Raw genomic sequence first — 14,701 nt, 5'->3', positions numbered from 1 at the left:
CTCCTTCCCACCCGCGGCGCTGCCGTTCGAAGCAATACACATGAACGTCACGCTGCGCGGATCATCTCCCGATGCAAATCCGGGATCTTTGGAGTCCCCGACTTCCAGTTGCTGTATCCGGTGGTCGCCACATATCTTCTGCATCTGCCGCGCACAAACGGACGACGAGCCCAAAATGCCGCCACATTTGACGTGATATTGCATGCCGCTCGCAGTAGAAACTTGCGTGGTGACTTGCATTGGATCCGAGTAGATTGAACATCCCGAGATCAAGGACGTCGACACAACCATAAGCGCAGCAATAGAAAATTTTATATTCATAGTATCTAGATCAACAAACAAATTAATACCTGCCTGTTTAGCAGTGACGCAGACAAATGGCGATACAGAATCGGAACTTTAGCGTAGCGGCGCTTTCATCAGGTTTTCCAGCAACGCACTATAGGTCGAGACAACATCCTTGTTATCTGGCAAGTAGCGCTGGATCATCGCACGCTGTCCGTCACGGTATGACACGGCATTCTCGTCGTGAGAATCGATGACTTCGTTCAGCCGTTGCGCCCCCGCCTCTGCATCGTTGCCAGAGTAGTAATAGCCGAGGTCATCACACAGCGTCGCGTTGTGGATGAGCGGGTACCCTTGCCAGCACACCTCCAGGTAAAAATAGTTAAGTGGATTCTCCATCTGGTGAGAAAGCACGATATCTGTATTGGTTGCCAGAAACGTTGGCGTGTCGTGCCGGCCCGTAAACAACGCCTTTCCCCCGCGGACAATATCGAGGTGGTTCATGAGCGCAATAAAGTCGCGATTCGTCTGTGCCATCGGAAACGCATTGGCGACCTGCAGCAATTCAATGTCCGTCGGACGATCCCGGTAAACGAGCTCCGCTATCAATATCGGATACAGACAGAACTTCACAATATTGATGTTCGGCTCCATGACCGTGAGCCTACGCGGACCTTGGCGAGGCCGATATTGCCCCTCGTCCGGAAAGTTGCGTGAGCGCTCCGCCAGAAACACCGGGCTCCACACGAACGGCACCACCTGACCGGGCACGCGTCTCATTACCTCGAGATACGACTGCGTATTACCCGCCACCTGTGGAATAAACCAGAGCGCGTCATAACGCTGGTTCACGAAGAGGTTGCCGTCCCACATCTTCTTGCCGAACATCATTGCTTCGGCAGCATGGATGTATTCGAACCCGCAGCAATACGAAACGAGACGAGTACCGCGTTCCTTCAAATACGCCGTACGCACGGGATCCGTCTGACCACCGAGCTCGATCAGAATGTCCAGATTGTCCTTCGCGTCGTCGAATGACAATACGGGCCAGCGCGTTTGATCCCACGGAAGTGCCGCGGTGATCGGCACGCCCGTGGTATTCACGAGCACGGTGCTCTCGACATTCGGGCAGTGGCGCAACGCCTCGGCGAGAAACACGGCGTTCTGCTTGATGCCGTTGTTCCAGAGCGTTTCGTCGGGCTGGCCCAGGCCGATCGTAATTCCGACACGCAGTTTTCCGGTCATCGTTCGCCTCTATCGAATACCGCGTCGATCGCGTCGCCGTAGATTTTCACGTTGGCCGCATTCAAAGGATCCAATGTCTTCAAAAACGCGCCCGCTTTACGCCGGTATGCATCGAGGTTGAGATCGTGCATGTTGAACGCGTGCAATAGCATGCCGCCTCCTTCTTCGCAATCGAAGTCGTGATAGCGGTAGCCGCAATCGCCGATCAGATGCGAGTTGTGAATCAGCGGGTAGCCACCATACAGTGCTTCGTAGTAGACGTAGTTTTGTGCGTTCTCCCACTGGTGAGTCACCACGACGTCGACATATTTCGACATGACCTGCCAGAACGGAAAACGCCCCTCGAAAGACGCAATTCCGTGCTTCACAATGTCGAGGCTCCGTGCGAATGCGAAGAAGCCGGCATGCTCCTTGACGCCCACCGTGTTGTAAACCCACACGTGCTCCAGTACATCCGCATTCTCCCGATGTGCATTTTCGCAGCACAGCATCGGAATCTGGCTCGTCTTCACCATACAGATGTTTGGCTCAAAAACGCCCGCGCGCCAGCGAGGACGCCCCGGCTTGTAGCCAAACGACTCGCCGTCCGGGAGTGCGGTGGCAGCCCGCTCGAGCACGACGGGACTCCACAGATGCGGCATCAGACGCACCGGCGCGCGCATGGCGCTGCGGTAGTACGGCATGCATGTGCGTTCGTACTCGGGCAGCGTCCAGATTTCGTCATACGGCGCGGCACTAATCAAAAGCGCCTGCTGGCGGTCGAAGACCATTCGCTCGATATCGATCACATAGTCGTTCCCGACTCGCATGGAAATCACGCGCCCGCCACGCTCCCGAAACGATACGATCCACTCGCGATTCAACTGCGCGCTCATTTCGATCATCAGATCGAGCTGGTTCATCGCATCGTTCAGATCGATCAGAGGAGCAGGCGAATCCTCGATGAAATTCTTTGCGTCCTCGACGTCTCCGCCGCCCCCGCCCACCACCAGGTACACCTCGCCGATCGACGGCACCTGCTTGAGCAACATCACGAGAAACAGGCAGTTCTGGAAAATGCCGTTTTCCCACAGGGACTGCTGTCCCTTACGCACAAAAAGCGACACGCCCACTTTCAGATTCTGGCGCCGCCCCTTCGTATCAGCCTTTTTCTTTGCAACGTTTGAATTCTTCATGCCTCAGGTCCCCACACCGTTCGAGCCCGCAAGACTCTGAAGTCGTGCGGCATACTGAGCAAGATTGGCCTCCCCAAATGGATCGACCTTGTCGAAAACAGTGCGGGCCCGTTCACGGTACGTCTGGAGTTGCTCATCATGATGGCGCGAGGCGCCAAGCAACTCTTCCCCACCCTGCTTCGCGTCGAAGCCTTCGTAGTAGTAACCCGCGCCCATCTCCGCGAGCCACGGCGAGTTGTGGATCAGCGGGTAGTCGCCATACAGTACGTCCAGGTAACTGTAATTCTGATCGTTGCACCATTGATGCGCGACGACCGCGTCGGCATGCTGTGCCATAAAGCCGACGATGTCGTGCCGTCCGTGGAAGGTTGCGTGATGCTCCCGCACCAGATCAAGCGAATTAGCCAGATGCAGCATCGTGACGTGGTCCTTGATATGCAACGTATTAAGCACGTGCATCGCGGCGACGCTGTCACGCTCCGCCCGGTAAGCCTCATCACACACCAGCATGGGTATGCTCGACGTCTTCACGACCGAGATGTTCGGTTCGAAGATTGCGACGCGCAATCCACCACCCGCGCTTTGGCGCGCTTCGCGAGCGGCCTCGTAGCCATAATGAAAACCGTGTGCCGCAACTTCACGGATACGCTTTTCAAGAAACTGCTGATGCCACACATACGGCACCACATGCACCGGACAGCGATGCAACGTTCGCATCATCGGAACGCATGCCTCGTCTTTCGGCAGCACCCAGATTTCGTCACAACGATCCGGACGTGACGAATGGACCGGCCGATTGAACACGGCCGGCTCCACGAGTCCGACATAAGGCTGACCACAGCAGTAGTAGACGACCTTGCGGCCGCGCGCGCGCATCAGGTCGAGCCACGCATTGTCCAGCGCCCCGGCCATCTCGACGATCACGTCGACTTTGTCGGTGGCCTGCTGCTGTGTGACGATGCTGAGCCCCGGCGCTACGTGGTCTACATCAGCCGGCAATTGACCTTCACTGCCAACATCGATTAGTACGACCGATTGCACAAATGGGAGACGTTGAAACGCCTGTGCAATAAATATAGTGTTCTGCCCTAGGCCATTTTCCCAGATATTCTGCCCCTGATGACTAAGAACGGAAATTCCGATACGCATTGATTCCTTCCCGATTGACATACTAATGCCGCGGACCAGCTTCGTTGAAACAGGCCCGCGGCACCCTTACCCCGTAGCGCGACGTACGTTAATACGTGTACGTCATACCTATACCCACGTTCTTGTTATTGGTCGAGACGCCGACACCCACCTTCATACCGATGTTTTGCGTAACGCGCATCGTCACGCCGACTGCTAACGCGTGATACCCGGCGTAGCTGCCTGCGCCAACCCCGATCGACATCGACTTGTCGGCGTCGACACCCGGGATCATCGACAGTGCCACAGCCGATGCAACACCCGAGTACGCATTCCGGCCGATACTCTGCATCGCGCTATTGACCCCGCCGGTGACAGCGTTGAGCTGGCTCATGTTGATCGCGTCAGTGTCGTCCGTACCGGCAGCGACGTTCGTGATTCGCCGTTCGCTACCCGAATCGCCCACGGATACCGTGTTGCTCTCGTTCGCGACCGAACCCGCACCAAGCGCGACCGAATTCGCCCCCGTTGCAACGGCACCCGCACCGAGCGCGACCGAATTGTCGCCGGAGGCCCGGGAGTTCGCACCGACTGCAACAGTCGGGTCGGCAGTTGCCTGCGCGTTGTAGCCAATTGCCACCGAACCCGCGTAAGTCGACGACGCACGGAAACCGATCGCCGTCGTATCTTCCGCGGTAGCCGCGGCATTCGAGCCGTATGCGGTTGCACCATCGCCCGTGGCGGTTGCGCACAAGCCCGTACCCGTAGCATCGACGCCCGATACCGACGAACAGCTGGCGGCATCGACATTGCTCACCGTCGTGCCGCTATGACCCTGGGTCTGAACCGTACCGTTGCTGTTGGCCGCGCCGATCAGCGTGCCCACAACAGTTCCACCTTGTGCTGCTGCAGCTTCCACCTGGGTAGTAAGGGGTTCTACAGAAGTAGACAGAGTCGCTACCGTCGAGTTCGTCGTGGAAAGACCTGTCGACAGCGACAAAATGTCCATGCCCAGCGTCGATACGCTCGTCGAGATCGAACCGAGGCTGGTCGACGCCGATCCCGCGAGATCCTCGATCGCCGTGGAACTCGAGGTCGACAACGAACCGACACCCGCCGATACCGACGCCAGACCAGTCGAGATCGAACTGTTCGTCATACCAAACGCCGTCGACAACGAATCGACATCGACCGCCATGCCGCTCGCGTCGAACGTGACAGAACTCGACAGGCTGGCAATCGCGCTATCCGTGGACGTAATGCCGGTGGACACGGAATCCAGCCCCGTCGACAGCGAACTGAAGCCGCTCGATGTCGCCGTCGACAAACTCGCGACCGTGCTATCCGTCGTGCCGAGACCACTCGATACCGAGTCGACCGCAGTCGACAGCGAAGCAAGGCCCGACGACGTGGACGACGACAGGTCGGCAATGGTCGAATTCGTGGTCGACATGCTGGACGACAACGAATCGGCGTTCGACGACAACGTGCTCAAGCTGCTCGACGCCGCGACGGACAGACTCGCCACCGTGCTGTCGGTCGTGGACAGGCCGCTCGAAAGCGATGCGAGGCCGGTCGAAGTCGACGTACCGAGCGTACTCAGGCTCGTGGACGCCGAATCCGCAAACGTGCTCACGCTCGTGGACAACGACGCGAGACCGGTCGAACTGGAACCCGACAGTGTCGTCAACGTGCTGTTGGCCGTATCGATTCCGCTTGCAAGCAGACTCGCTCCGGTGGAAATCGAACTCCCCACCGTACTGAGCGTCGTGGTAGCCGTGATCATGCCGACCGACAGCGACGCAATGCCACCCGACATCGACGCCGACAGCGTCGTTGTCGTCGTCGACAGATCGCCCATGCTGGTCGAGAGCGACGCGAGACTGCTCGACAGATCGCTGATACCCGTCGACGTCGAAGTCGACAGATCCCCCGCGCCGGTGGACACAGAAGCGAGGCTCGTCGACGTGGACGTCGACAGACTGTCGATGGCCCCGTCTACCGTCGAGATACCGGTGGAGAGCGACGACAGCGAAACCGACGTTGCGCTCGACAGGCTATAGACGCTGCTTTGCTCACCGACCAGCGCGGTAGAAAGCGACGTGACGGCGGTCGACGAAGACGACTCGAGGCTCGACACCGCGCCGACGACCGTCGACACGCTGCTCGAAATCGAACTGAGGCCGGCCGAGGTCGAGACATCGAGATTGGCGACCGTGCTCTGGGTGGTCGACAGCCCCGACGACAGCGATCCGGCTCCCGTGGACACCGAAGCCGAGAGTCCGGCAAAGCTGCTCTGGGTAGTCGAAAGCGCCGCGGTCACCAGGTCGGCACCCGTGGAGAACGACGTCGAGATGCTGGCGACATTGCTGTTCGTCGTCGACAGGCCGGTCGACAGTTGCGCGAGGCCGGTCGACGTCGAAGTCGACAACAGGTCCATGCTCGTGGACAGCGACGACACCGCGCTCGTGACGCTCGACACACTTGCGCTCGCCTGCGCCAGGCCAACGGTCGCGGACCCGGACATGCTCGTGTACACGTCGCCTACCGTCGACAGACCCGACGACAGCGAAGCGACACCGTCCACCAGCGTGGTCGACAGTCCGGCAACGGTCGTGTTCACGGTCGAGAGGCTCGTGCTCAACGACTGCAGGCCCGTCGACGTGGATGCGTCGAGTGTGTCGAGCGCGCTGCTCGTCGAGTCGAAACCACTCGAAAGCGATGCGAAGCCGGTCGAGGTCGAGCCGCTGAGCGTATCGAGCCCCGTCGACAGCGTGGTCAGGTTGCTGATCGTGCCGGAGATACCGGTCGACAGCGACGCCACGCTTTCGGACGACCCCGTGGAGAGGCTGCCGAGCGCGCCCTGCTGACCAACCAGCCCCGAGGACAACGAGGCGAGACTGGTCGAGCTGGATGCCGACATATTGCCGAGATCGTTCGTCACCGCGGCGAGGCCGCTCGACAACGAATTCACGTCGCCGAGGGTAGAAGCCGACAGGCTCGTCAACGTGCTGCCCACGCTCGAGAGTTCGCTCGACATCGACGTCAGGCTCGTCGAGCCCGACACGGACAACGACGCCACGGTGCTCGTCGTCGTCGAAAGCCCGGACGACAGAGAGCTCATGCCCGACAACGTCGAATCCGCCAGGGACTGCGTATCGTCAGTGGCCGCGGCAAGACCGGTCGACAACGCGGAAAGGCCCGCGAGAGTCGAAACGGAAAGACTTGCAGCGGTGCTGTTCGTCGACGACACGCCGCTCGATAGCGAACTGAAGCCGCTCGCCGTCGAGACCGACAGGTTCGTCATCGAGCTCGTTGCGGAACCGAGCGAAGTCGACAGCGAACCGATTCCGGTCGATAGCGAACCCGACAGGCTCGCGATCTTGCTGCCGTTCGTCGCGATGCCGGACGACAGCGACGCCAGGCTCGTGGAACCCGATACCGCCAGATCGCCGAGCGTGCTGCCGGTGGTCGACAGGCTGCCGGACAGTGCGGCAATGCCGGTCGACGTCTCGCTCGATACGCTCGAAAGCGTACTTTCAACGTCGGCGAGATCCGTGGACAGCGGAGCGAGTGCCGTGGACGAGGACGTCACGAGGTTCGCCACATTGTTCTGCGTCGCGCCGAGGCCCACCGCAAGCGACGAGACACCCGTCGACATCGAGGTCGAGAAGCCGTCGAGACCGGACGACAGCGAGCCTACCGCGCTCGCGAGCGACGACGTACCGGTCGACAGCGAGCTGAGGCCGACTACCGTGGCGGTGGACAGGCTCGTCAGGCCGCTGGCGGTCGTGCTTGCGCCAGTACTCAGCGACACGAGACCCGCGTCCGTCGACGTCGACAGGCTCGACACCGTGCTGTCCGCTCCCGCCATCGCCGTCGACACCGAGACCAGACCCGTCGACGCCGATACCGACAGCGACGCCACATTGCTCGCCGCCGTCTGCAGGTTCGTCGACAGCGACGACACATTGCTATTGGTCGTGCCCATCGCCGTCGACAGGCTCGATACGTTCGAGCTCACCGTCGACAGGCTCGCGCCGATCGTCGCGGACATATCGCCCATCGCGCTCGACAGCGAACTCAGGCTCGTCGAGCCCGACACTTCCAGCCCCGCCAGCGCGCTATCCGTGGTCGACAGTTGCGTGCCGATCGACGTCATGCCCGTCGACGCCGCCACGCCCAGGTCCGCAATGCCGCTGTTCACCGTCGACAGGCCGCTCGTCATCGAAGCGATACCCGACGAAGTCGTGACCACGAGGCCCGCCACGTTGCTGTTCGTCGTCGACAGTCCGCTGGAGAGCGAGCTCAAGCCGACCGACGCGCTACCCGAAAGCGCATCCAGACTGCTCGACTGCGAGCTCAGGCTGCTCGTCGCGCCGGAAAGCGTGGTCGACAGCGACGTCAGATCCGCCGCGCTGGACACCGACAGGCGAGCGAGCGTGTTGCCCGCATCCGCGATGCCGCTCGACAGCGACGTAACCGCCAATGCCGCCGACGTCGAGACGCTCGCCAGCGTGCTGCCGGCAGTCGTCGCGCCCGTCGACAGCGACGCAAGACCCGTCGATGCCGTCGCCGCGACGCTCGTCGCCGTCGACGTCAGCGCATCGACGCCCGTCGACAGCGAAGCAAGTCCCGTCGACCCGGATGCGGACAACGAATTCAGCGCAGTCGACAGCGACGTCACGCCAACCGACGTGGACACCGACAAGCTCGCGACGTTGCTCGCCGCGCTCGACACGCTGCCCGTCAGCGAAGACAGACCCGACGAAGTCGTGCCCGCGAGGTCCGCGACGTTGCTGCCCGTCGTGGACAGCCCGCTGGACAGCGAGCTCAAGCCGACCGAGGCGCTGCCTGAGAGCGTATCCAGACCGCTCGACAACGACGTAATGCTGCTCGTCGTCCCCGCCAGCGTCGTGGCCAGCGACGTCACGTCCGCCGCACTCGACACCGACAGGCTATCCAGCGTGCTGCCCGTACCGGCGATGCCGGTCGACAACGAGGTGACGTCGACCGCTACCGTCGAAGACAGACTCGCCAGATTGCTGGTGGCGCCCGCCACCCCGCTCGACAGCGACGACATATCCGTCATCGTCGTGGTCGAGAGACTCGCGACGCGGCTGGCCGTCGTATCGAGGCCGGCCGACAACAGCGCGGCACCGAGGTTGGTGCTCGACAGGCTGGCCGACACGCCATCGGCGTTGCCCGTCATGAGCGCAAGCTGCTGGCTGGAGGTCGCGGCCAGATCGGCAACGCTCGTCGACAGCGAGCTGAGGCCGGCCACCGTGGCGGTGGACAGGCTCGTCAGGCCGCTGGCGGTCGTGCTTGCGCCGGTACTCAGCGACACGAGACCCGCGTCCGTCGACGTCGACAGGCTCGACACCGTGCTGTCCGCTCCCGCCATCGCCGTCGACACCGAGACCAGCCCCGTCGACGCCGATACCGACAACGACGCCACATTGCTCGCCGCCGTCTGCAGGTTCGTCGACAGCGACGACACATTGCTATTGGTCGTGCCCATCGCCGTCGACAGGCTCGATACGTTCGAGCTCACCGTCGACAGGCTCGCGCCGATCGTCGCGGACATATCGCCCATCGCGCTCGACAGCGAACTCAGGCTCGTCGAGCCCGACACTTCCAGCCCCGCCAGCGCGCTATCCGTGGTCGACAGTTGCGTGCCGATCGACGTCATGCCCGTCGACGCCGCCACGCCCAGGTCCGCAATGCCGCTGTTCACCGTCGACAGGCCGCTCGTCATCGAAGCGATACCCGACGAAGTCGTGACCACGAGGCCCGCCACGTTGCTGTTCGTCGTCGACAGTCCGCTGGAGAGCGAGCTCAAGCCGACCGACGCGCTACCCGAAAGCGCATCCAGACTGTTCGACTGCGAGCTCAGGCTGCTCGTCGCGCCGGAAAGCGTGGTCGACAGCGACGTCAGATCCGCCGCGCTGGACACCGACAGGCGAGCGAGCGTGTTGCCCGCATCCGCGATGCCGCTCGACAGCGACGTAACCGCCAATGCCGCCGACGTCGAGACGCTCGCCAGCGTGCTGCCGGCAGTCGTCGCGCCCGTCGACAGCGACGCAAGACCCGTCGATGCCGTCGCCGCGACGCTCGTCGCCGTCGACGTCAGCGCATCGATGCCCGTCGACAGCGATCCGAAGCTCGCCGAAGTCGAGCCCGACAGCAGCGCGACATTGTTGCTCGTCGTCGCGAGCCCCGAAGCCGCCGTGCTCAAGCTGCCCGACAGCGAAGTCGACATCTGTGCAACCGCGCCGCCAAGCGTGCTGGCGCCGGTAGCAAGCGACGACAGACCGGTCGACGTGGAGGTGGACAGACTGCTGATCCCGGTCGACAGCGAATCGATGCCGGAAGCCGTACCCGCGAGCGACGTGGACAGCGAACCCACGCTGCTCGACGTGGAGGCCGACAGGTCGGAAACGGCACCAGTCGAACCCTCGAGCGAACTCGACAGCGACGCCGTGCTCGTCGAGCTGAATTGCGACACGCTGGCCAACGCGCTGTTGGCCGATGCGACGCCGGTCGACAGCGAACCAAGACCCGTCGATGCCGAAGCGGACATGCTGTTCAATGCATTACCCGTTGCCAGAAGGACCGTCGAAAGCGAACCGACGCCAGTCGACGTGCTGCCCGAGAACGTATCGAGCCCGACCGACAGCGACGTGACGCCGCTTGCCGTCCCAACGAGGCCGCTCGACAACGAAGCAACCGCCGACGCGGTCGACGTCGAGACGCTCGTGAAGTTGCTTCCCACCGTACCGAGCGAGGTCGACAGCGATGCCGCGGCCGCCGCGCTCGTCGAAGCGAGATTGTCGAGCGTGCTGCCGGTGGTTACGAGGCCCGTCGATACCGCGCTCATCGAGCCCGCCGTCGAGGCGGACACGCTCAGGAGCGACGAATTCGTCGTGTCGAGACTGGTCGACAGTCCGTCGATACCGGTCGACAACGACGTCGTGCTGCTGGCGACGCCGGCAAGCTGTGTAGACAGGAGCGAGACCGTACCGGAGGTCGACACCGACAGACTGGTCACCGTGCTGCCCGCGGCAGCAACGCCGCTCGACAGCGATCCGATCCCAGCGCTGCTGGTCGCCGACAGGCTGGCGAGCGCCGTGCCCGTCGTCGAGAGGCTGCTGGAAATCGACGCAAGGTTGCCCGACATCGTCGACGAAAGGCTCGACACCGTCGAATTCGTACCGTCGAACGACGTGGACAACGCGCTTACGTTGCTGTCCGCCGTCGACAGGCCCGAGGAGAGCGACGCCACGCTATTCGCCGCATTGGCCAGTCCGGTGGAGGTGCCCGCGATGCCGCTCGACACCTGGGTCGTCGTGTTTGCCAGATTGCTGCCCACCGTCGCAAGCCCGGCAGACAGATTGCTCAAGCCGGTCGACTCCGACGTCGACAGCGTGTTGATCCCCGTGGAAAGCGAAAGTGCGCTGCTCGTGACCGACGAGAGTCCTGTCGTCAGTTGCGCGACGCTGGTGCTCGCGGAACTGCCGAGTACCGTGAGGTTGCTGTTGGCCGTATCGAGACTCGTGGAAAGCTGCGCCGAGCTCGTGGAGGCCGAGACCGCCAAAGCCACAATCGAGCTGTCGGCCGACTGCAGGCCCGTCGAGAGCGTACTCAAGCCGCTCGAAGCCGAATCGGCCCAACTTGCGATCTGGCTATTGGTCGAATCGAGCGACGTGGACAGACCGTCGACCGAGCTGTTCGCCGCGGACAAGCTCGTGGAAACGCTCGCGACGCCGGTCGTCTCGTTGGCGAAACTGGTGGATGCCGAAGCGGCCAACCCGTCGAGCCCCGTCGAAAGTGAAGCAAGACCGCTCGCGGTCGTCGCCGAGAGGTCCGAATAGACGCTGCCGGCCACCGACAGACTTGCCGACGTGTTGGACACCGCCGTCGAGCTGGAGCTCGAGAGATCCGCGACGTTGCTGTCCATCGTGCTCATCGACGACGCCAACCAGTCGTTGCCGGTCGACAGCGATGCCGACAGGCTATCGAGGTAGCTGTTCGTGCGCGTGAGCCCGCTTGCCATCGTCACGAAGCTGCTCGATGCCGACGCCGACAGGACGCCGACGGCCACGCTATAGCTCGCAAGACCGCTGGATGCCGAGCTGGAAATCGTATTGAGTGTGCCCGACAACGCCGCCATGCCCGTCGCGCCAGAGGTCGACAGGTCGGCAAGATTGCTCTGGGTCGAGCCGAGTACCGACGACAGCGAAGCCTCGTTGCCCGACACAGACGAAGCCATCGTCGAGATCGTGCTGTTCGCCGTATCGATGCCCGTCGACAGCGACGTCATGCTGGTGGACAGCGAAGACTCGCTCGACGACACCGAAGTCAGGCCGCTGGAGATCGACGACGACATCACCTTGAGATCGTTGTTGGTCGACGCGATGCCGGTGGACAGCGACGCGAGGCCCGTCGAGGTGGACGTCGACAGACCGGTTACGTTCGACGCGATCGACGAGAACGCCGTCGACGCGGCAGTGGACAGCGAGCTCTGGGCGGTCGAAACGCTGGCAATGTTCGTGGATGCCGACGTGCTGATCGAATCGATACCCGTCGACACCGACGCGATGTTGGTCGACGTCGACGCCGTCAGCGACGAAACACCCGCCGACAGAGTCGACAGGCTCGGCGTGAGATTGGTATCGAGCGACGACAGGGTCGTCGACATCGAACCGATCGCATCCGACGTCGACAGCGACAGCACGCGCAGCGACGAAGACGTGGTGCTCATACTCGTCGTGAGCATGTCGAGACCCGTCGAGACCGAGCCGCTGACGCTGGTCGCGCTGTTGCTGAGCGAGGCCATGGTCGAGGTGGTCGTATCCGACAACGTGCTCAGACTGCTATTGGTCGAGGTCAATGCATTCGACGTCGACAGCGATAGCGAGGAGATCGAACTGTTGGCGGTCACGAAGCGGTCCGCTGTCGACACCGACAGCGATTGGAACGTGCTGTTCGCAACGCTCATGCTCGTCGACAGCGTGATCAGGCCGGTGGACGCCGAATTCGACAGCGCGCTCAGCGTGCTGTTCGTGCTCGACAGGTTGCTTGCCGTCGAGGACGACAACGCGTCGAGATCGCTACCCGTCGTGGACAGGCTCGTCCCCAGCGCGTCGATACCGCTCGACATCGACGTCGTCAGGACCGTGAGGTTGCTATTCGTCGTGGACAGGCTCGTATTGAGCCCTGCGATGGACGTCGATGCCGACGACGACAGCGACGAGACGGTGCTGTTCGCGCCGGTAATGCCCTGGCCGATCGTATCGAGACCGGTCGATGCTGACGTCGACAGGCTGGTCAGATTTGCGGCGAGCGTACTCCCCGCGGTGGAAATCGAAGCCACCCCCGGCTCCAGCGCACTCACAACGGTGCTCAACTGCGCAACGGTCGCGACATCCTGCGGGTCGGCGCCGTCCGCCACGTTGGTCAACCTTCGGAGATTGCCCGCCGCGCCAAACGACACTTCGCCGCTTGCCGTCGTGCTGGTCCCGTAACCGAGCGCAGCGGATGCGCTGCCGGCCGTCGTGGAACCCGCGCCGATCGCGACGCTGCCATCGTACTGGGCGCTCGCACCGTTACCGATAGCCACCGCGTTCGTGCCGTTCGCCACCGCGGTATTGCCCATCGCGATCGCGCCGTCGCCGGTCGCCGAGGAGGCATTGCCCAGCGCCATCGCGGCCGTACCGACGGCGGTGCCGCTCCTGCCTATCGCGAGTGCGCCATCGCCGGTCGCATTGGTCATCGAGCCGAGCGCAACTGCACCACCCGCGCCGGTGCCTGCCGTGGCCGACGCACTGTTGCCGATCGCAACGTTCTGGCCAGTGGCACCCGCTACCGAGCTGTCGCCCTGTGCGATCCCGTAGGCACCACTTACGGTGGCGAGATTGCCGATCGCAATACCCGACGCCACACCTGTACCCACATTCGTAGCGGAACCCAATGCGATAGCACCCGTCGAGGCGGCGGTCGTCAACGCACCCATCGCGAGGGAATCCGTGCCCGACGCGGTCGACCAGGCGCCGAAAGCGAATGAGCCCTGGCCAGACGCCGTCGAATTGATCCCCATGGAAAGGGCCCCGGTACCCGACGCTGCGGCACCCCAGCCGAGCGCGGTCGAACCCAGGCCGGTAGCCTGGGAGCCGCATCCGGTGGCAAGCGTATTGATGCTGGTTGCAACAATATTGCCCAGATTGGTGGTATTCGTGCCAGTACCGGTGCTAGCGTTCGATGAGCCATTCGAACCCGTGTACGCGAGCAAGTTACCGGAAACGGTCCCCGCGGCCGTCCACGTCGGCGTGATCCCGCTATTTCCGGTACCGGCGTTCGACGACGTGCCGTAATTCGCCACGCTCGTCTGCGCACCAAATCCGTACAGCCCCCCTTTATAAGACGAGTTGGTACCATAAATCGTCGCCGACGTCGCTGCGACAGAATTGGTAATACCGACCCCGTTGGTGGTGGAGGACGTGACGGTGGTGCCGTAGGGCACCAACATGCCGCAGTCCACCGCCCCGGCAAGTGCAACACCACCAATAGATGCCGTGGAGTTACCCTGATAATAGTGATAGCTGACGACAGCCGTGTCGCTACTGTAAGCGGAGTCCCCAAGCTTTGCAGCGTTGCCGGTTACAAGACCGGCGTAGGCCGGATCCAGTGCCCCGCCGGACAGCACCCCAGCCACAGACATGGCCAATACAGCTCGCCCGAGCGCCGGCCCGGCTACGGATTTCGAACGACTTTTCTTGCCGCGCGCGGTGTCGATCTCGCTGACCGCCACCCACGCGCCAAGCGTCTCGTTATAAATACTGCGGTAATTCTTATTCATTCTGTTTCGT

At 62.5% G+C, this 14,701-nt stretch carries 4 protein-coding genes; all 4 read right to left on the bottom strand.

Annotated features, from left to right (window positions below; all coding sequences use genetic code 11):
* Positions 1 to 399 precede the first annotated feature (399 nt).
* The 4 genes from HHL14_RS17960 to HHL14_RS17945 all read right to left on the bottom strand — a co-directional run bounded on the left by HHL14_RS17960 (position 400) and on the right by HHL14_RS17945 (position 14,691).
* The gene (locus HHL14_RS17960) at positions 400 to 1,530 is read right to left on the bottom strand and encodes a DUF2827 domain-containing protein (protein ID WP_169498965.1); all 1,131 of its coding nucleotides are present in this window, start codon (positions 1,528 to 1,530) and stop codon (positions 400 to 402) included.
* Positions 1,527 to 2,705, bottom strand: a complete 1,179-nt coding sequence (locus HHL14_RS17955; RefSeq protein WP_169498964.1) for a DUF2827 domain-containing protein — start codon at positions 2,703 to 2,705, stop codon at positions 1,527 to 1,529. The genes HHL14_RS17960 and HHL14_RS17955 overlap by 4 nt, the downstream gene beginning before the upstream one ends.
* Positions 2,706 to 2,708: 3 nt before the next feature.
* The gene (locus HHL14_RS17950; RefSeq protein WP_169498963.1) at positions 2,709 to 3,854 is read right to left on the bottom strand and encodes a DUF2827 domain-containing protein; all 1,146 of its coding nucleotides are present in this window, start codon (positions 3,852 to 3,854) and stop codon (positions 2,709 to 2,711) included.
* A gap of 88 nt (positions 3,855 to 3,942) precedes the next feature.
* On the bottom strand, positions 3,943 to 14,691 hold the full coding sequence (locus HHL14_RS17945) for an ESPR-type extended signal peptide-containing protein (RefSeq protein ID WP_169498962.1): 10,749 nt from the start codon (positions 14,689 to 14,691) through the stop codon (positions 3,943 to 3,945).
* Positions 14,692 to 14,701: the final 10 nt, after the last annotated feature.

This window comes from Paraburkholderia antibiotica (assembly GCF_012927125.1).
GTDB lineage: Bacteria > Pseudomonadota > Gammaproteobacteria > Burkholderiales > Burkholderiaceae > Paraburkholderia > Paraburkholderia antibiotica.
This window is presented reverse-complemented; position numbering and strand designations above follow the sequence as displayed.

What these genes read in the sequence shown, in the direction of transcription:
- HHL14_RS17945 (WP_169498962.1), bottom strand. Translation starts at nt 14,691, where the DNA reads ATGAATAAGAATTACCGCAGTATTTATAACGAGACGCTTGGCGCGTGG.
- HHL14_RS17950 (WP_169498963.1), bottom strand. Translation starts at nt 3,854, where the DNA reads ATGCGTATCGGAATTTCCGTTCTTAGTCATCAGGGGCAGAATATCTGG.
- HHL14_RS17960 (WP_169498965.1), bottom strand. Translation starts at nt 1,530, where the DNA reads ATGACCGGAAAACTGCGTGTCGGAATTACGATCGGCCTGGGCCAGCCC.
- HHL14_RS17955 (WP_169498964.1), bottom strand. Translation starts at nt 2,705, where the DNA reads ATGAAGAATTCAAACGTTGCAAAGAAAAAGGCTGATACGAAGGGGCGG.